Below are 20,346 nucleotides of genomic sequence, written 5' to 3'. Positions count from 1 at the left end.
AGCACTCACTTCAGATGAAACAATATAAATACGACTTTCTACTTCCCATCATTTTTCACCAGAAAAATAGATCCCGTCTTTACTCTATGTACGATTTCTTACTGGTATTATTCATCATGAAACATCATTAAAGACAGACAAGCAAGAAGACATTTATAAACAAAACTAAATATAGGAACCTGAAGCCACCTAATCAATAAATTAGTTTGTTCAATCAACATATAAATATAGATAACCTTCATTTAAAAATATAGATACTACACACTAACAAAAAGTAAACGACCCATTAGTTTCATTTTAAAATTAAAAATCAATAGCATACATACTATCAACATAGATATGTTAATTTGTTATTTAATAGCGAACAAAATACCGTACGAGTAACTAAATAAAAAGGATACCGTACTCATGACCAAATAAAATATAATTTCTATTAAAATCATAAATATAAACCTCAACATCAAGCACTCTTGACTTTTAATATTTAATGATTATCATTGAATAATTAACGATATTCATTAACAACACTTTCACATGTGATTGTTGGTATTCAAATTATGGAAATTAATTCAGATATAAAAAAAATCCGCAAACTCGGCATCACAATACGGGGACTGCTTTGGATCATATGCGGTGGGATTGTGATTTCAAATATAGGTTTCTTTTTGTTTTATGATTTTTTTAACTTAGATTTTGAGTTCTTCTCCAGAGCAAGTATTTTTGGTTTTCAAGTGATGCTTGATGAGTTAACCATCCCCACAGATTCTCCATATCCTATCCAAGTCAGTATTCATGACTCCCCCAATCTATTCGTTAAATGGTTATGGTACATAAGCACGCCCGCATGTTTGATTATTACTCTTTTCATCATATTACGACTGGATAAGCTGTTTAAATCATATTCCGAGGGCGTTGTTTTCCACAGCAGTAACACTAAAGGGCTTGCGATTATTGGCTGGCTTTTAGTTAGCCTCTACTTCACTGATGCCATCGCTTCAATGACATTAGATACGCTATTTCTTCATACATCCAATGGCTTCATTGTTGTTGAAAATCAGCCAAATATGATTCCCATGGGTCCGATTAACGAACATGAAATCATTGATTTGGATTGCATGCCACCAGAGATGGCGGACTTAGAGTTTCCCCCGTTACAAGAGATGGGAACACGAATTTATAGCAACTTAACGCTACTGCTATTTGGTTCTTTTCTAATTGTGGTGGCGAGAATTATGAGCTATGCAGAAAACCTTAAAAAAGAAGTTGATACCTTGATCTAATCCACCAGGACTGGTTATGAAAATAGTTGTAAATCTTGACGTGATGCTGGCGAAACGGAATATGCGCCTAAATGAACTTTCAGAAAAGATCGGTATTTCAATTCAAAACTTATCCATATTAAAAACAGGAAAAGCTAAAGCAATTAGGTTTTCTACATTAGCACTGATTTGCGAGGCACTGGACTGTCAACCCGGTGATTTGCTTGAGTACCTACCTGAATAGACGGCAATCTATTTCAGGTAGGATTTTTTATTTAACTACACAGTTAAACATCTTGGAGTTTACAATGTACAACCCTAGAATGACAACCCTGCTTATCGCGCTAGCGGTAACAGTTAGCGGCGCCTGTCTCGCCAATCCATACGACAAAATAGCAAAATATAAAACCAACAATCCTACACCAAGAGTTATAGGGGGCGAAGACGCGCAAAAAAGCGAGTTCCCCTTTATGGTCTCTCTTATCGGCTCATCCACAGCTACAACAGATGCAGTCCAACCTTTTTGTGGTGGATCGTTAATGGCTAAAAAGTATGTCCTCACTGCTGCTCACTGTGTTGGATATGGAAATGCAGATCCAGCTTCAGTTGATGTTATTATCGGGCTCCATGATGTAAAAAAACCAGGTGAAGCTAAGCGCCATAAGCTCAAGGCTATATATGCTGACCCTGAATCAGATACCGCTCTGCTGGAGTTGCAAAAACCAGTGGAAGGGGTCACTCCCATCAAGCTTATTACGCCTGAGCTGGCTGCACAGTTAAAAGATGGTGATATGATGACAGTCATAGGTTTTGGCGTCACCGTAGAGAATGACGAACGACCCACGGCTAAAATATTACAAAAAGCAGATGTGCCACAGTTTAATCAAGCCCTATGTCGTAAAAACTATGCAGAACTGCTGGGTGCTAATGCAAAAATAACAGACACTATGATCTGTGCTGGCTACGCCACAATAAAAAAAGACTCCTGTAATGGCGACAGCGGTGGGCCTCTGTTTATGAAAAAAGGTGGCCAGTTTTACCAAACAGGTATTGTCAGTTGGGGCGCCCAAGTTTGTGCCAGCGATAATCTCCCTGGGGTCTATGTCAGAGTCTCCAAGATGCTTGACTGGATTTATGGGGAATCCTCCGGGGTTACATTCAACAAAACACTCGATTTGGGCTATTTAGAAATGGCTCAGGATGTCGTTCATAACTTAAATATCAAGAACGAAGGCAGTGAGAGATTTATTGTAAATAAAGTGGAGTTCAATGAGCTTAATAATCTTGCATCGCCACAAGTTACCAATAACAGTTGTAACACAACGAATATTGAACCGGGCAAAGAGTGCGATATTAAATTTAAGTTTGCCACCAACAATGCAGGGGCGGCCAGTCTTGAGATGGCGCTAGAAACCAACCACCCACACCTTAAACAAGCAAAGTCCACTGTCTCTGTTGAAATTGCTGAGAAATCAAATCTTGACCTGAAGAAACTGCTGGATATCAATTATCCAGGCTTTATCGAGTGGCACAGCGGAGGAAAAGGTAAGTGGCAACCCCAGTCTAGCCGTACATACGCAGGTGACAGCGGCATAGAAACTGATTCTGTTGAGGATAGAAATGCCGCAGCATTGCTTGGTATTATCAGCAGTGACAGAGTCACTGAACTAAGCTTCAGCTATCTTGTCAGCTCCGAGGCCAATAAGGATGGGTTGCGAGTAGCGGTAAATCAGAATGAAGAGTTGTTCGCCAGTGGTAATACTCAGGAGAAGTTCCTGCATGTCAAGCTCCCACTGGCTAAAGGCAAAGACAGAGTACTGTTTGCTTATACTAAAGACGCTGCCGGCTCTAAAGGTGATGACAAAGCTTATCTGGACAATGTTCAGCTGACTATAACCAATAAAGCACCAGTTATCAGCATTAAAAAAGTTAAGCCGATTGAGGTAAGTCAAAGCACCACGATTGACGCAAGTGGCACTAAAGATCCCGATGGAGACACCTTAACCTTTAGCTGGAAGCTAATAGGAAAAGGCAATGGCGCGAGTTTGACTGACACATCCAATAAAATTGCAAAATTTAAAGCTGGAGATAAAGCGGGGAAAGTCGAAGTTGAACTGACAGTAACGGATAAATATGGAGAAAAGTCCGTTAGCAAAACCATGATAGATGTTAGAGAAAAAGATAAGGGAGGTAGCACCGACTTTATGCTACTCCTATTAGCTGCTCTTGCTATTCAGCTCTCAAGAAGGAAAGTGGAAAGTGCAAACTCCATAATCAAATATTAATACCAATCAATATAAGAAGTACAACGCGAAGCTAATAGCCTCGCGTTGTTTTTAATATCGAGTAAAATTATGAAAAAATTTAATATATTTTCCCCATTAGTTTTTACCTTACTGCTACTCTTCAGCGCGGGGAGTCAAAGCAAATATGAAAATATAGACATAAGTGAAGAGAGGGAGATGATTGAAGTATTGTATGGCATAGAGATATATAGCGACAGCTTTGAATTTCAAGTTTTATCTAATGGCTGTACCCATAATGATCATTTCAAACTGCAAACCAATCAGCTTAATGACTACCAGGTTTCGGTACAGCTAATCCGCACTAAACAAGATCTATGCCGTGCACTGCCTTGGTTAATCAATATCAAAGTAGCAATACCATTTTCAGATATTTTGTATCCTGAATTTATTTTTACCAATCCCTTCAAGAACAAACACTCCTTAAAAAGTACTTATAGAAACTAAGCGAACAATTAAAAAGGAGGTTTTCATTAAAACTCCTTTTTAACACTCAATTGTCACTTATACAGCTCTTATAGCCGTCACTCAAAACTAGCGACTTCCTTTGTAACAGATAAGGAGTGATCTAATATCGATTGACCTTTGGCCCCCTCTCCATGTCCAGGGAAGATAAATTCAACTTTAGGGAACTCTGCTTTGACCTTACTGATACTGTGGTACCAATTCGCTAGATCCGCATCTCCCGTCCAACCAAGATGATTAACTTCGTTGTCTTTCAGTAAACAGCCACCAATCAATACTCTGTCCTCCGGTAACCAGACAACCAGGTTGTCCATACTATGTCCTGACCCCGGATAAAAAGTCTCAATTTGGCCTTTAAGCAGCTCAAATTTATCTCCTGAAAAACTGTGGTTTGCTATTGCCTTATTATCCAGAACCAGTAACTCATTAGTCATGTCTGATGCGTAAGTCGCAAAACCATATTTATCGAGATAACCCAATCCACCAGCTCTATCATCATGGTAGTGAGTGACAATGGTGCCCTTAAGTTGCAGTTTCTTCATCTTCAGCCAACGCATCAAGTCTGGCATATCTGATTCACTCCACGGGGTATCGATAAGATAAGCATCTTGTTTATCGAGATAGATAAATGAATTTGAATCAAAAGTCATCGCGGGTTTATCTTCGGAGAATTTAACCTCTTTGTAAGACTTAACCAAATATAATGTGGGTGACACTTCCTTTATTTTTATCACCTCTGATGCCCATTCTTCAAGATTAGGCTTGGGCAACTCATGAGCTGAAATGGAGCTTCCCCCTAGCAATGATATAAACAAACTAGCGACAAAAGAAGCAACAGAAAAAGCGTATGTTGAAGCCAATGAGCTTAGGTATTTTGACATAACAGGACCTTGTAAATAAAATTGCTCTGAATATACAGAGCAATAGTGGCAAAAATATAGCAAGATAATGACAATCTAGGGTTAATGACCCGAGCTATTCACTAACGAAATATACAGCCTTATCATTCCCATAAGTTAGCTGTATTTATCACTTAACGACCAGTCTACTGTGATTAAAACTGAATGATTAATTGTAATTAATTCGCCATTGCCTTCCGATTAAAATAAAATCACTTATCATTCACCTTCTTGTCTACATAACCAATAGATTCAGGAATAGCACATGAGTAAAAAGCCAGATAGAAAAAGTGCAATGCTGGGGATAATTGAGCAGGTCAAGGATGAACTTCCTCTTTATGAATCAGAAACTTTCGTCTGCGGCCCAGATAATAGCTGCCAAGGTTGCCCTAAAAAGCTACTTGAGTTAGTCGATACTGAACTGACCTATTGGGAATCTGCAATCGAAAGAGGAGTCACTCCTGACTTCGATGAAATAACTCGCTTTGGCAAATTATGTAAAAATGTACGCCGCGGGCTGGTTCGCAATAACATACTTAAAGCTTAAGCCCTTTTCCCTGCTCATCGTCATCTTTCATAATTGATCTGCTCTTCATCTAATCAAGCTTAAAAAACAAAAAAGGAAGCTAATGAGCTTCCTTTTTTGGCTTATAGGCAATTACCCCCTTACGGTGTAATCCCCTACTCCGATCCACTTATAAGTGGTCAAGGCTTCTAATCCCATAGGCCCGCGAGCATGCAATTTCTGTGTACTCACTGCGACTTCTGCACCCAGCCCAAACTGGCCGCCATCGGTAAAGCGAGTGCTTGCATTAACATACACAGCCGCCGAATCAACGTGATTAATGAAATGCGCTGACGCATGAATATTGTCGGTCAATATCCCCTCAGAATGTCCGCTTGAGTAAGTGCGGATATGCTTAATCGCCGCATCAATATCTGATACTAGCTTGATCCCTAACGTCAGTGACAACCACTCTTGACCAAAGGTTTCATCAGTTGCTAATGAAATCGATACCCCAAGTTTATCGGCAATAGCTTTAGTCTTTTCACAACCATAAAAACTCACACCTTGAGCGCTAAGCGTAGAGAAAAGTTTCGGTAATAATGCGTCGCTAAGTGACTCATGTACAAGCACTGTATCCAGCGCATTACAAACCGTAGGTCGTTGCACTTTCGCATTGGCTATTACATCGATTGATTTGGCAATATCTGCATCTTTATCCGCATACAGATGACAGATCCCTATCCCACCAAGAATAACCGGAATCGTCGCTTGTTCAGCGCACAAACGCTGTAAATTCTGACCACCACGAGGCACGATCATATCGACAAATTGATCCAACTTTAATAAGCCAGAAACCAACGCCCTATCGGGACTTTTTATCAACTGAACACAATCTGCATCCAAACCTTGCTCAACAACAGCACTGCGTATTGCTTCACTGAGCGCTAAATTAGATTGCAGGGTCTCTTTACCGCCACGCAAAATCACTGCATTACCGGTTTTAAGTGCAAGTACGGCAATATCGACAGTCACATTTGGGCGCGCTTCGTAGATAACACCGATCACACCTAACGGGACACGACGACGTGATAATCGCAGCCCATTGTCTAATAGTTTACTCTCTAACTCTGTCCCTACGGGATCAGCTAAGCTAATGACATTATCAATGTCACTGATCACGCCTTTTAAGCGAGATTCATCTAATAACAATCTATCAATCATGGCTTCATTAAGGCCATTTTTACGCGCAGCTGCCACATCTTTACTATTGGCGGCTAAAATATCTTGGCTTCTTGCGGTTAAGTTGGCCGCAATCGCCGATAATAGAGCCTGCTTTTGAGTGCCGGTTAAGTTCGCTAAAGCGTAGCTTGCTTGTTTAGCATTTTGACCCAGCGCTTGCAGATATTGTTCGTTACTTTCAATCACGTCACATCACCCTAAATTTTTTTAACGCCCTAGAACCTAAAGGCTAGGGCCAAGTTATCTTCGTTTTAAAGCACAACCATATCATTACGGTGTACAACAGCATCACCATAGTCATACCCCAGTAAAGACTCTATATCATCCGAGTGCTTACCCGCGATTTTATTCAGATCTGCCGCACTATAACGACTTATGCCACGTGCATGTTCACGGCCTTCACTATCGATAAGCTGCAAAGTTGTGCCACGACCAAATTCCCCCACCACGGATATAATGCCTTTAGAAAGAAGACTGCGACCTTTTTGCGTCACCGCATTGATAGCACCAGCATCAAGTACCAATTTACCTTTTGCCGACTGGCCCGCTAAAATCCACTGTTTACGACTCTCTAACGGATTTTCAAGCGCTGTAAAGTGAGTACCGACAGCCTCTTTACACACGGCATTGAGTATCACTTGGGTTCGTTGACCTGATGCAATCACTACCTCTATACCAGCACGTCTAGCAATGTCAGCAGCTTCAAGCTTTGTCGCCATACCACCCGTCCCTAAACCAGAAACTGCACCACCGGCAAGCTGGCGTAAGCTGTCATCAATATTAACCACTTGCTTAATCAATTTGGCTTCAGGGTTTGAGCGAGGATCTGAGTCAAACAGGCCTAATTGATCCGTCAGTAATATTAAAAGGTCTGCATGACAAAGCAGTGCAGCGCGCGCCGATAGATTGTCATTATCACCGACTTTAATTTCATTCGTGGCTACAGCATCGTTTTCATTAATAATGGGAACGATGCCATTTTTTAGCAATGCATTGAGTGAGTCACGTGCGTTTAAATAACGCTCTCTGTCATGAAGATCAGCTTTGGTCAGCAATAGTTGGCCGACATGTAAACCATAGATACTAAACAGTTGAGACCAAGCTAAGATAAGTTGACTCTGGCCAACGGCTGCCAAAAGTTGTTTGTTGGCAACAGTATCGGGAAGTTCCGGGTAGCCAAGATGCTCTCGGCCAGCTGCAATTGCGCCTGACGTGCACAAAACCACCTCAACCCCCGCTTGCATTAGTACAGACATCTGTCTCGCTAATTCAACCATATGCGCTTTATCCAGCTTTTTACTGCCGGAGGTCAGTACACTCGTTCCCAACTTGACCACCACACGGCGGTAACCAATCTCACTTAAATTCATGTTCAAAATAGTAAATAAAGCCGAACTTAGCGTTATACCCAATCCTGAGGCTAAATGGTAGCGATGAGTGTAAAAGAAAGGGCTTTTTACTCAAACAATAAAGATATGACAATAAAAAGGCCACATAGAGTGTGACCTTTAACCTATTCGTATACATATTTGTTGATCAATCAAAACAGCCAGTTTTGTTGTTGTTTAGAATTGATCCCAAAAAATGAACTGTTATCCGTACATAAATTTGCCGATGAACAACGCCGCGAGAATGACGACTCCGAAACTGAGATCTTTGTAGCGACCACTCATCAATTTGATCACGGCATAGGAGATAAAACCAAACGCTATGCCGGTGGCGATAGAAAAAGTCAGTGGCATCAAAATACAAACCACCACAACAGGCGCTGCCTCAGTTAAGTCTTCCCACGCAACATGCACGAGTCCAGACATCATTAAGATTGCCACATAGAATAATGTTCCCGCCGTAGCGTAAGCTGGCACCATCGCAGCTAAAGGTGAAATAAACAGCGATAAGAGAAATAATATTCCAACCACCGCAGCTGTCAGCCCGGTGCGACCACCAGCACTCACACCCGCCGTGCTCTCTATGTAACTGGTCGTCGTTGAAGTGCCTAACATGGCACCAGCGACAGTCGCTGTACTGTCGGCCATTAATGCACGGTTTAATCTTGGTAAGCGCCCCTTATCGTCTAAGAAACCTCCCCGCTGCGCGACGGCGACTAACGTACCTGATGTATCGAACAGATCGACAAAGAGAAAGGCAAACACCACTGATAACATACTGATCTCAAGCACACTTGAAAGATCCATCTTCATAAACGTGGGTAAAATAGAAGGAGGTAACGCAACCACACCTTGGTATTGCACGTCGCCAAAAAGAAGTCCAAGTAATGTTACCGCCAGAATGCTCACTATCACCGCCGACTTCATCCCTCGGTTCACCATCGCAATGATCAAAAAGAACCCTAAAGCCGCCATCACAGCCGGAAAAGCAGTGATATCGCCCAAAGTGACTAACGTTGCAGGACTTGCGACAACAATGCCCGCACTTTTTAGTCCTAACAAGGCCAAAAACAATCCGATGCCAGCAGCAATGCCTAAGCGCAACGACATAGGAATACTATTGACAATCCACTCCCTAATTTTCACTAAGGATAGAATTAGGAAACAAATACCCGATAGAAAAACAGCCCCTAATGCTGTCTCCCAGCTATAGCCCATTTCCCCCACAACCGTATAAGTAAAAAAGGCATTCAATCCCATACCAGGAGCAAGTGCTATCGGGTAGTTTGCGACGATCCCCATGATTAAACAGCCGATTGCCGCAGCTAAGCACGTTGCTACAAATACAGCGCCATGATCCATTCCTGCATCTGCCAACATCATCGGATTAATAAAAATAATGTAAGCCATGGTCAAGAAAGTGGTTAGTCCAGCCACCAGCTCTTGCTTGATACTGGTTTGATTTTCTTCAAGTTTGAATAGACGTTCTAACATAGACAGACCCTTTTTATTATTTTTATCATCGCCATAAGTACAAAGCTGACGCAAACCAACAGCTAAATTAAGCTGTGTTGTGACGCTACAAAAAATTAACATTTATGGGATTATAGGGAATTTACACATTAGAAACTAGCAGCAAGCGATAACACTAAATTACAGCCAAAAAAAAGCCTGCTCAATGAGCAGGCAAAGACTAATTTCAAGTAAAAGAGTTTCTGCGCTAACAGTTACACTGCAATTCGATAATTGATCTTATCAAACTACAACTTGAGTCTACACTCCCCAAAGGGGATAAAGGGTCTATGGATGGTAACTAGCTTTCTATAGCTCAAAGAACATCTAGTAGGGGCAGTAAACCCTAATAATCGTTACAACAAACACTAAAAGGTGGGTTAAGCCTTAAAGCTCATGGCGAATAGTCCGCCACGTAATGAATCAGTGCAAAACCAATTATTCTGCCAATAAGTGTGCTGAATTCCGGTATAAGACATAATCAATACTCCTAACAAAGTTATAAGAAACTTGTCGCTCGATTCCTTGGAGAATTATCCTTCCTGGATAGACTTAAAGATGGAAGACGTCATTGCCTAGCCAACGAGATAACTATAACCATTATGAAAGTTTATTACAACAACTATCTTATAAAATGAGCTAATAAGTCATAAAACCAGCTTATTTGGTAATTTTACTACCAAAAGATAAAGACCCATTGAAGGATCTGTGCGCTACTAGTAAGTTATTTGATGTTTATGAAAGTAACAAAGAAAAAAAAGCCTGCTCAATGAGCAGGCAAAGACTAATTTCAAGCGTTCCTAAAAGGAAAGAGTTTCCGCGCTAACAGTTACACAAGCATTCATTTAGATTAATTAACCAAACAAGATGCTACTTGAGTCTAAACATCCCCAAAGGGATAAAGGTTGATGGATGATGGATGATGGAAACTAAATACCAATCAATAACTGACTGGTATAAGGGTAGTTAGCCCTGCAATTCGTGAAAGGAAAACCTTTCGTGATTTAGCCTAGCGTCAGTGCTGTGCTAAATCGAAGGGGGGGAGTATAGACCTGAGTAATTTTATTACAAGTATTTTTTTAAAAATATTTTAAAATAGTCAAATTACGTAATTAAACTACCTATTTGTGTATATTGATCCATGAAGCCATAAAAGTTGAGCATAAAAACCTCACGTTCAGCATAACGATGAACTAAAAGTTACAAAACTCATTTTAGATATAACTCATAGATACCTCCCCTAATATGACCATGACTCAAATGCCGGTGACGTGAATGTTAGGGAAAATATCAGCACGCCCCTTGAGTTCTACCCACAAACTAGAGAGAGAAAGTTTGTGGGTAGAGGCTCAACTAATTATTTTTCAGTCATATGCTTATACAGGCCGACCAAAGGCGTCGCTGTTGGCTTGCCATAGAATGGGTGACCCTCAGTGGCGCTTCCGGCGATATCAACGTGTGTGTAAGCCATCGGTTTCTTGTCATGAACACCATGAGCACTCAAGCCAGATGCTTTCAATAAAAAAGCTGCAGGATATTGATGACCACGTGCGGTCACCGACGAAGGGCCATTATTGGAGGAGACAATATCAGCCGCTCCCGATGGGTCGATAATTTTGGCATAGTCTTCACGTCGTAATACCGACTGCTCTATCGGCTCTCCCCAAGCTTGACCTTGGGTTGCAATGCTTAATGCCACACCAGCTTGTTTAGCCACACTGTTTTCAACCGTCGCAGTATAGCCGCCATAGCAGCGCACCACATGACCCGTTAAGGTTGCCACGGAGAACAACTCAGGTTTGATCGCTTTGTCAGCCTTTATTCGAAGGTGAGATAAGAGATCGGCCAATACTAGACGCCCTTCAGCATCGGTATTCCCTATTCGTACTCGCACGCCAGCATGACTAGTAATGATCTCATCAGTCACGAAAGCTTCACTGCCTATACTGTTTCGAACTAAGCCCAATTCAGAGACAACACGAATACCTTTGGGTTTGAGCATAGACAGGGTTTTCATCAACCCCGCTACTGCAGCAGCGCCACCTTTATCTCGGCTCATGCCAGCCATGCCACCAGCAACTTTAATATCAGCACCACCGGTATCGTAGATCACTCCTTTACCAGCAAAGAAGTAAGTACGTTCAGTCTCGCCCTCTCCCACATACTCAAGCTTGACGACGCGAGGTTGGTGACGAGATACCGCAAACGATGAACGCCCAACCGCGCTTAGCAGCGGGTAATCACGTTCCAAAACATCTCTGTCTTCAATGACGCTAACCTTAAGACCTGAATCTTGATATGCCGCCACACAGTAATCGGCAAATGCAGCAGCCGACATACGTTCAGGCTCAGTACCACAAAGATCTCTCGCTAGAATGCGACCCGCTTCTAGCGCATTCAAACTTTGACTCACCTCAGATGAGTGCAGTAAACCTATTGCATCAAAAGCGGCAATATCTCCTGTCGCTTCACGCGCCTCAAGCGCTTGCCATATCTCCTGACCACAGGCAAGAGCAGCGACTTCACCACTAAACTGATAGCGAAGATCACTGTCTTTACCCACCAGTAATAGTGGACGCTTAGCACCAACCTGACACGCTAACTTTATGCCAGCCCTTGCAGCATCGGCAAATACCCTGACATCTTCAACATCATCTTGACTGTTTAATACTGGCGATAAGATCAAGCGACCACCCGCCAAGCCAGGTGCAAACAACAAGGTTGCTGACTTACCAACACGATGATCGACCTTGCCGCCGTGATCCGCCAACAAAGCGATCTCATCGATCCCCGTTTGCATCATATCTGTGGCGACGACAACCAGTGCGTCCCAGCCACTTCCTTCAAAAATTGCATCTTCATCGCATACATCAATAAAGTTAACCTGAGCCATGTGTCATCCTTTTGCTTGTAAAAACTTACCAGTGTAAAAAGAAGAGGTAATGATTTTATTGTTTGTTTTAATTTTATTATTTGGCAAACAATATGCCTTTTACTCATGCCAATGCCAACCTCTTTTGATTGGAAACTGTCCGCTGGCAACTTTCGATGACAGCTTAAGCCATAACAGTTAAAACAGAGTGAAAGCACAGATAAAAAGTCCTACAGACTCTGTGATAGACTATCCGCATTTCTAACCTCGCACACCCAATCAATCTCAATATGTGCGTTTCAGCTCCCTGATAGGCGGTCTGAACAGAGCAGAGATTTAGTAGTTTGGGTTTACACATTATAAAAGAGGAACTATCCGTGACTGCAATAAGCCAATTACAACCTCAAGCCCTATGGCAGTGGTTTGAACAAATTTGTGCGATTCCGCACCCGTCTAAGCACGAGCAAGCATTAAGCGCGCACATTCAGGCTTGGGCCAAAGATAAGCAGCTCGATATAGTTGAAGACAAAGTCGGCAACCTCATCATCAAAAAACCTGCCACTCCAGGCATGGAAAACCGCAAAGTTGTCGCCCTGCAAGCACATATTGATATGGTGCCTCAGAAAAATGCAGACAAAGTTCATGATTTCGAAAAAGATCCGATTATTCCTTATATCGACGGTGAGTGGGTCAAAGCAACTGGCACAACCTTAGGTTCTGATAACGGCATAGGGATGGCATCAGCATTAGCCGTTTTAGGCTCTGATGACATTCCCCATGGACCGCTTGAAGTTTTGCTGACAATTGACGAAGAAGCTGGCATGACAGGCGCTTTTGGCCTCGAAGCTGGTTATTTAGATGCAGAGATCTTAATCAACACAGACTCCGAGCAAGAGGGCGAGATCTACATGGGCTGCGCCGGTGGCGTTGATGCACAAATCAGTGTTCCTATGGTGTGGCAATCTCCAGAGCAGTCAAACTCGACTTATACCTTAACCTTGTCAGGTTTAAAGGGCGGTCACTCAGGTGTCAATATTCACCTTGGACGCGGTAATGCCAATAAACTGCTGGCTCGTTTCCTGTTTAATTATGCTGATGAGTTAGCAATTGAACTGACGAACTTCACGGGTGGATCTTTGCGTAATGCGATACCACGTGAAGCCAATGTCAGCTTTATGTTACCTGGTGAGAATGTCCCTCAACTTGAAGTCTTAATCGCTGAGTACCAGAGCTTAATTCGTCAAGAACTCGCTATTGCCGATCCTATGATGCTTCTTGAGCTAACAGAGATACCTGCCGCAACGCAAGTCATGAGCGAAGATGCACAGAACATGCTTATCGACCTGCTTAACGCTTGTCCTAATGGCGTGATCCGCATGAGTGATGAAGTTGAAGGTGTAACGGAAACGTCACTGAATGTTGGTGTTATCAGCACTGAGACTGAAAGTGTTGAGATTCTTTGCTTGATTCGATCACTACTGGACTCAGGCCGTGAAGAAGTTGAAGGTGTATTAACGTCATTGGCTAACTTAGCAGGTGTCGAGATTGAATTAAGTGGTGCTTACCCAGGTTGGAAGCCTGACAATAGCTCCCCAGTCATGGCGCTTGTGCGTGAAACCTATGATGACATCTACAAAAAAGAGCCTGTTATTATGGTTATCCATGCAGGTCTGGAATGTGGACTGTTTAAGAAGCCCTACCCAGAAATGGACATGGTCTCTATCGGACCAACCATTCGCTACCCACACAGCCCTGATGAAAAAGTACTAATCAAAACAGTGGTTCAGTATTACAAACTGCTGTTAGCTGTACTGGCACGAATTCCAGAGAAAGCATAAACAATACCTCTAGACCTTAGGCTGTAACACCTAAGGTCTTATTCTAAAAGCCCAGATCCAGCTGAGATATGCTAGCTTCGCTTTTTTCCGTTTTTTCAACCTCTGCTTGAGTCGCTAATCCAACAGACACTCCCAGCAAACGTATTCCCCTCCCCTCTTGTCGCTCCAATGCTTGAACCAAAAGATCATAAAACAGTTTCACCGACACCTCATCACTTCTGTGCTCGATGGTGGTCTGCTTAAAGTCATTAAACTTAAGCTTCACCACTTGTTTATGTATCTTTCTCTCTTTGGCACTTCTATGAATACGTGTCGAAAGCTCTTGCAGAAGTTGTGGCATCACGCCTTGGCATTGCTCCAATGTGTAGATGTCTTTAGGTAGCGTTGTTTCAACTCCAACCGACTTTCTTTCTCTGTGAGAGCTAATTTCACGTAAATCGATGCCTTGAGCTCGTTCGATTAAGACGGCACCAAACTTGCCAAAACGTGCTATCAGCTCATCTTTCGGATAATCCTGTAAATCACCACAAGTCACGAGCCCAATATCTTCAAGTTTTTTACCTGTTACCTTACCGACTCCAGGAATTTTAGTTAAAGGTAAGGTTTTTACGAAAGGGGCTATCATCTCTGGTGTTATCACATATTGTCCATTGGGTTTATTAAGATCGGAGGCGACTTTGGCGAGAAACTTCACGGGGGCAATACCAGCTGAAGCCGTTAATCCTGTTAGCTCGAATATCTCTTTCCGAATCGCTTCAGCAATACGCGTAGCCGAACCCTGACATTGAGCGCAATCACTGACATCTAAATAGGCTTCATCGAGAGAAAGGGGTTCTATTAAGTCGGTATAGCGAGCAAAAACCTCACGGATCTGGTTTGATACCTCCTTGTAAACTGACATGCGTCCGGGAACTAATATTAAGTCCGGACACAGTTTTAATGCATAGCCGGAAGCCATTGCTGAACGTACGCCAAAAACGCGAGCTTCGTAGTTACAAGTACTGATCACCCCACGACGATCACTACGTCCTCCCACAGCAATCGGTTTGCCTCTCAGTTCGGGGAAATCTCGCATTTCCACGGCGGCAAAATAACAATCCATATCGATATGAATAATTTTTTTCACGGTTAGCTAATTTCTTAATTTGAGTGTCACTCACACACGAGCACACCAATTTATCTCTTTCAATCAAGATACTGTATATTTAAACAGTACTCAAGTTATTGTCACCTGAAAGTAGAAATGAAAGCAAGATCGCTGACTCACAGATAACAGTGAGGAACAGCTGAAAACGTAAAGACTATTTACGCCTGACCACCAATAACAAAGGGAGAAAAAGCTTAAAACTGCGCATAGATCATATTAATCTCATCTTCGGTTAGGGCAATGGTTTCACAGCTATTCGAGTTTGATAACTGATGTTTTGCTTTGACCAACTCAGACTCGAGTGACTTTATCCGCAATTGCAGATTTGAGATTTGCTCACCAAAGCTATCTGGCATTAACTCTATTTGCTTGGTTGTGTTCATATCAATCCTCCCACAATGCTACTCATTTAGAATAAAGGATTTGACTGAACTCAAGCTGTATGAAGAATGACTTATTTGTACAATATTGCATCGATTTGTATCGAGCAGAACATTATTACTGTTACAAGGATTAATAGGTCATAATATCTTTCATAAAAAAGCCCAGTTAAAAACTAGGCTTCATTTTTAAATATTATATTAACAGTTACATTTTTGACTGTAGATAATTTTGCAATCCAACTTTACTAATCAAACCTAACTGCTTTTCAAGCCAATGCATATGATCGGATTCTGTCTCATCGAGTAAGACCTCTAGGATCTCTCTGGTCTGATAATCTTTCTTCTCTTCACATAGTGCTATCGCCTTGCGAAGGTTATCGGCGACTTGATATTCATAGTTGAGATCGTTTTGCAGCATCTCTTGTGTATTTTTACCGATATTGAGTGCTTCACGGCTTGCAACATCCGGAGTACCCTCCAAAAATAAAATACGTTGAACCAGTTTTCCGGCATGTACACGTTCATCATCTGATTCGTGGGAAATACGTACATGTAGCTCGTTCAATCCCCAATCTTCATACATCAATCCATGGACAAAATATTGATCCATCGCCGAGAGCTCACCTGTGAGCAACTGATTGAGTGTGTCGATAACTTCTTGATTACCTTTCATACTAGCCTCTTATTCGCCCATTTTTGTTTGTAAGAAATTTTGGATACCTGTAAGTCCAATCAACTCTTGTTGCGACTCAAGCCAATCTAAATGTTCCTCTTCATCTTCCAAAATATCTTCAAGAATATCTCGGCTGACGTAATCACGCTCAGTTTCACAAAGCTCAATCGCTTCACGAAGCACAACCAACTCTTCCTCTAGCATCTCTTTGTCGCAGGCCAGCATCTCTTCACAGTGCTCACCAATGCGTAATTTAAGCAGCATTTGTAAATTAGGGAGTCCTTCCAGAAACAAGACTCTCTCGATCAACTTATCAGCATGCTTCATGTCTTGGATTGATTTCTTATATTCTGCTTTATCAAGTCCGTCTAGCCCCCAGTTTTTAAACATTCTGGCATGGAGGAAGTACTGATTTATTGCAGTCAGCTCAAAGGTGAGTACCTTATTAAGCAAACTGAGAACCTTAGGTTGGCCTTTCATCTCGTTGTCTCCAAAATTAAACACTGGCAAAGAAAAATATGGAATTAGTAAACTTGATCTATATCAATAAAACAGACTAATACATATTAAACACAAAGACAAATAGCCTTATACATCAAAGATTTAATAAAGAAGAAGCATTATCATTTAGATTAAGTTTACCAACCACATTATTAATCGAAAGCATTGAAAAGTTAGGGTTTCTAATTTACTCACCACGATATCCATCACGGATTTTGGTCGGATCAAAAGAGAATTAGCTGGAAAATAAATATATCGATGTGAAATGACAACTTACATTATCGGTATCAAAGTGCGGTTTCATAGGTAATGTCTAAATGCGCTTAAAGAGCAAGGCTATAAAATGGGGCGGGGCTGTTTATGAACGAAGTATAAAGTTAAAAAATCTCTATATCATCCTCTATTTTAAGTGGAACAATAGAACCGTCTTGAATCAGATCTTCGTAAATACCAATATTATTTCTACCAGTTTCCTTTACGTAATAAAGTGCTTTATCAGCCTTCATTAGCAACTCACTAGACTCTTCGACACTGTTAATTTCAATAATCCCCATAGAGATGGTCACCTGCACTTCCTTACCATGATGAATTGACAGTTTATGTGAAAATTCCTCACACAATTTCATCATTTCTGCCTTGTTCCGTTTCGACATAATGATGACAAATTCATCACCACCAAACCTAAACATACTATCTAACTCGGAAAACGTTGCTTTCATCATCTTAACAAAATCGATGAGAATCTCGTCTCCATATAAATGGCCGAAAGTATCATTGATCACCTTAAATTTATCGATATCAAAAATACACAACCAATAACGCTTTGAACTAAGTGCTGATTCTTGAGGAGTTACAGCATAATCATCTAACTCCTCTTTTATCAACCTAGCAACTTTAATCAAGCGTGGCAGGAAGGCTTTTCGATTAAGAAGTCCGGTAAGAGGATCTGTTTCACTCTCAATGACAATGGATAGGAAATTCTCATAGACTTTAGAAAACCCCTTAAGCATCTGAACATCTTGAGCTGAAAAATGCTCACTCGTGATCCACAAGATCATGACAACGGCATCTTTTAGTAAAATAGGAATAGCGATTTGCTCAAATACTCCCGAAGAGAGCTTCACCGTTGAGCAACTCTTTAAGCATTCGACTAAAACGTCAGCAGCAGACTCAGCGCTCAAAGTAATTAGGTTATTAATTACCTCATCAGGTTCAAGATGACTATCCACTTTTAAGATCTCAACCTGCTCAACATTGACCATCTCCCTCACCGTTGATACTAAGCTTTCCGCCAACGAATCAAGTTGACACCGCTCAGTCATTTGCACTATTGATTCTAAAACAGCTTCCGGCTCATTAGTCATATGGGAACTTTCATAGTGAGTTAACTAGATAGGTGAATGAAGTAATCGACAAATACATTACTACTTGAGATTTTTAGTATAGTTGACAGAAAAGCAGGAAAAGAGGGAGTAACAAGAAAAATTGTAAATCTGTACAGCAAATCTTTTTGAACAGCCCACAAAACAAATTTATATCCAGGTAACTTTACGTAGGTCTTTAGACACAAATACCTCCTCTAATCCATCCATGGGATACGGCATAAGTGTTCCGGACACAAAAAAGGACATGACGCTAGTCATGCCCTATTTAACGCTAATCTTCATCAAAGAAGTAACCTTAAAGAATACGGTTCTTCTCTAGCTTTTCACGTCTTGCCTCTTCAGCAGCCATTTTAGCTTTGCGGTTATCACACGGATCATCACAATCACATGCTTTTTCAATACCCAAAGTGCCTAATCCACCACAACTTCCTGCCACCGCAGTACGTTTAACAATGTAACCTATAGACATCAAAAGAAAAAACAGCAGTAAAACAACAAAAGCCGCAATAAAAGTACTCATCATAAACTCCAACTATAGCGTTATATCATCAAAGCCTGTGTGCAAGAGTAAGCTTGCACTAGACGTATACCCAAGCTACCTTAAGATACTCGTTTCAGAGCTCCCGTAGGATAGCTGAACAAGGCAGTGATTGAGGATAATGGTCATTCCCTTGTCGATATCACTAACGCAGTGCAGGGATTCTACGGGCACTCCCGAAGGGCATGGCGAGAAGCTACATTTTTCTGTGTTATGAAATATTGAATTAGAATAACTAGTCCTACTATTTCATGCCTTGAACTCTGTCACTTCTCGACATGCTGAATCTTGAAGTTGTTTGGGTATATACCAACATTCTACCTGATTAGTTTTCGACATAAGGTTTAAAAGCGTCACTGTAGAACACTTTGAAACCTTCATCTTGCTTCTCTATTAGCATAATAGCTAAACCCTCACGTTGAGCAAGGGCTAATGAAGCTTCTGTCCCCAAAACCATCATGGCGGTTGCATATCCATCAGCAACCATACATTGCTTATGAAGCACTGTTACAGAAGCTAATCTATGATCGATGGGATAGCCTGTACGAGGATCGATTAAATGTGAGAACCGTTGCCCTTCTTCCTCATAATAATTTCGGTAATCTCCTGAGGTTGCAATCGCCATATCACCAGGTGCGATCACTTGTTGCACCTCACGGTCATCAACATCAGGCTGTTCTATGGCAACTCGCCAAGCTGAGCCATCCATCTTATAACCGAAAACACTAAGCTCACCGCCTATTTCAACGAGATAGCCGGCAACATTGTACTTATTCAGTATCCCAGCAACCACATCAACACCAAAACCTTTGGCAATGGATGAAAGGTCAACATACAGATCAGCTTTGGTTTTACTCAAACGAGTACCGTCTACATCAAGAAACTCTATCCCTGTTCTCGCCTTAGCCTCAGCAATCACTTCTTTCGATGGGACTTGAGTTGGACGCTTATCGGGACCAAACCCCCACAAATTCACTAAGGGTCCTAACGTAATATCTAACGCGCCCCCCGTCACTTGATAAAGGTGGATACCTTCTTTTATCACGGTTGCAGTATCAGCAGATACCGTAACTGTCTCTTCAAAACCCGATGAGTTAAAACGAGATAGCTCTGAATCAGGGCGGTAAGTCGACATCTGGTCATTGACCTTTTCAAGGGCAAGATCGATTTCAGCTTGTAATAAATTAGGCTCCGGAAGCTGCTCATTAGGCACGACTTTAATGTGGTAAGTCGTTCCCATGGTATTACCGGAAAGGGAGATGATTTCAGCAGGTTTAGAACAGGCTGAAATGAAAAAGGCTAGCCCGATAAGAGCTAACCATTTTACAGAGGTCTTTTGCATTGACCTGAATCCTTATATTCCACTTAAGACTATCTAGTAATAAAGGAAAGTGGCATGAGCTTATCAACTTCCACTTTCCACACTAGATGACGAC

General features: G+C 41.6%; 18 protein-coding genes. 6 read left to right on the top strand and 12 right to left on the bottom strand.

What is annotated here, in order from left to right:
• The first annotated feature begins 557 nt into the window (after nt 1-557).
• The 4 genes from FN961_RS11715 to FN961_RS11700 all read left to right on the top strand — a co-directional run bounded on the left by FN961_RS11715 (nt 558) and on the right by FN961_RS11700 (nt 4,009).
• A complete protein-coding gene (locus tag FN961_RS11715) occupies nt 558-1,280 on the top strand; it encodes a hypothetical protein (RefSeq protein ID WP_144040359.1) in 723 nt (240 codons plus the stop codon).
• 16 nt (nt 1,281-1,296) lie between these two features.
• Nucleotides 1,297-1,503 (top strand): helix-turn-helix domain-containing protein, encoded by a 207-nt coding sequence (locus FN961_RS11710; RefSeq protein WP_144040358.1) that lies wholly within the window; start codon nt 1,297-1,299, stop codon nt 1,501-1,503.
• Between the two features lie 64 nt (nt 1,504-1,567).
• The gene (locus FN961_RS11705) at nt 1,568-3,544 is read left to right on the top strand and encodes a S1 family peptidase (RefSeq protein ID WP_144040357.1); all 1,977 of its coding nucleotides are present in this window, start codon (nt 1,568-1,570) and stop codon (nt 3,542-3,544) included.
• Nucleotides 3,545-3,721: 177 nt separating this feature from the next.
• The gene (locus FN961_RS11700) at nt 3,722-4,009 is read left to right on the top strand and encodes a hypothetical protein (RefSeq protein ID WP_144040356.1); all 288 of its coding nucleotides are present in this window, start codon (nt 3,722-3,724) and stop codon (nt 4,007-4,009) included.
• 77 nt (nt 4,010-4,086) lie between these two features.
• On the opposite strand, the gene bla is transcribed toward FN961_RS11700, so the two are convergent.
• Nucleotides 4,087-4,908: a subclass B1 metallo-beta-lactamase gene (gene bla, locus FN961_RS11695; protein ID WP_144040355.1), complete on the bottom strand. Its 822-nt coding sequence runs from the start codon at nt 4,906-4,908 to the stop codon at nt 4,087-4,089.
• A 283-nt stretch (nt 4,909-5,191) separates the two neighbouring features.
• Here bla and FN961_RS11690 point away from each other — a divergent pair, with 283 nt between their 5' ends.
• Nucleotides 5,192-5,473 carry a hypothetical protein gene (locus FN961_RS11690; protein ID WP_144040354.1) on the top strand — a complete coding sequence of 94 codons (282 nt, stop codon included), beginning with the start codon at nt 5,192-5,194 and terminating at the stop codon, nt 5,471-5,473.
• A 111-nt stretch (nt 5,474-5,584) separates the two neighbouring features.
• Here FN961_RS11690 and FN961_RS11685 read toward each other — a convergent pair whose 3' ends face one another.
• The 4 genes from FN961_RS11685 to FN961_RS11670 form a co-directional block, all read right to left on the bottom strand.
• A complete protein-coding gene (locus tag FN961_RS11685) occupies nt 5,585-6,859 on the bottom strand; it encodes a glutamate-5-semialdehyde dehydrogenase (RefSeq protein WP_144040353.1) in 1,275 nt (424 codons plus the stop codon).
• A gap of 65 nt (nt 6,860-6,924) precedes the next feature.
• The gene (gene proB / locus FN961_RS11680) at nt 6,925-8,043 is read right to left on the bottom strand and encodes a glutamate 5-kinase (RefSeq protein WP_144040352.1); all 1,119 of its coding nucleotides are present in this window, start codon (nt 8,041-8,043) and stop codon (nt 6,925-6,927) included.
• Nucleotides 8,044-8,265: 222 nt separating this feature from the next.
• The gene (locus FN961_RS11675; protein WP_144040351.1) at nt 8,266-9,555 is read right to left on the bottom strand and encodes an NCS2 family permease; all 1,290 of its coding nucleotides are present in this window, start codon (nt 9,553-9,555) and stop codon (nt 8,266-8,268) included.
• 1,375 nt (nt 9,556-10,930) lie between these two features.
• Entirely contained in the window at nt 10,931-12,466 is a 1,536-nt protein-coding gene (locus FN961_RS11670) for a M17 family metallopeptidase (RefSeq protein WP_144040350.1), read from the bottom strand.
• Nucleotides 12,467-12,822: 356 nt separating this feature from the next.
• Between FN961_RS11670 and FN961_RS11665 the strand changes: the two genes are divergently transcribed.
• A complete protein-coding gene (locus FN961_RS11665; RefSeq protein WP_144040349.1) occupies nt 12,823-14,283 on the top strand; it encodes an aminoacyl-histidine dipeptidase in 1,461 nt (486 codons plus the stop codon).
• Between the two features lie 43 nt (nt 14,284-14,326).
• Here FN961_RS11665 and dinB read toward each other — a convergent pair whose 3' ends face one another.
• The 7 genes from dinB to FN961_RS11630 all read right to left on the bottom strand — a co-directional run bounded on the left by dinB (nt 14,327) and on the right by FN961_RS11630 (nt 20,252).
• Complete coding sequence (gene dinB, locus FN961_RS11660) at nt 14,327-15,409, bottom strand: DNA polymerase IV (protein ID WP_144040348.1); 1,083 nt, start codon at nt 15,407-15,409, stop codon at nt 14,327-14,329.
• Between the two features lie 215 nt (nt 15,410-15,624).
• Nucleotides 15,625-15,813 carry a hypothetical protein gene (locus FN961_RS11655; protein ID WP_144040347.1) on the bottom strand — a complete coding sequence of 63 codons (189 nt, stop codon included), beginning with the start codon at nt 15,811-15,813 and terminating at the stop codon, nt 15,625-15,627.
• 205 nt (nt 15,814-16,018) lie between these two features.
• A complete protein-coding gene (bfr, locus tag FN961_RS11650; RefSeq protein ID WP_144040346.1) occupies nt 16,019-16,486 on the bottom strand; it encodes a bacterioferritin in 468 nt (155 codons plus the stop codon).
• A gap of 9 nt (nt 16,487-16,495) precedes the next feature.
• Nucleotides 16,496-16,966, bottom strand: a complete 471-nt coding sequence (gene bfr, locus FN961_RS11645) for a bacterioferritin (protein ID WP_144040345.1) — start codon at nt 16,964-16,966, stop codon at nt 16,496-16,498.
• Between the two features lie 398 nt (nt 16,967-17,364).
• Nucleotides 17,365-18,249 (bottom strand): GGDEF domain-containing protein, encoded by an 885-nt coding sequence (locus FN961_RS11640; RefSeq protein WP_185972778.1) that lies wholly within the window; start codon nt 18,247-18,249, stop codon nt 17,365-17,367.
• A gap of 418 nt (nt 18,250-18,667) precedes the next feature.
• Nucleotides 18,668-18,892, bottom strand: a complete 225-nt coding sequence (gene nqrM / locus FN961_RS11635) for a (Na+)-NQR maturation NqrM (protein WP_144040396.1) — start codon at nt 18,890-18,892, stop codon at nt 18,668-18,670.
• A gap of 343 nt (nt 18,893-19,235) precedes the next feature.
• Nucleotides 19,236-20,252: an FAD:protein FMN transferase gene (locus FN961_RS11630; protein WP_144040343.1), complete on the bottom strand. Its 1,017-nt coding sequence runs from the start codon at nt 20,250-20,252 to the stop codon at nt 19,236-19,238.
• Between the last annotated feature and the right edge of the window lie 94 nt (nt 20,253-20,346).

The organism is Shewanella hanedai, from assembly GCF_007197645.1.
Taxonomy (GTDB): domain Bacteria; phylum Pseudomonadota; class Gammaproteobacteria; order Enterobacterales; family Shewanellaceae; genus Shewanella; species Shewanella hanedai.
This window is presented reverse-complemented; position numbering and strand designations above follow the sequence as displayed.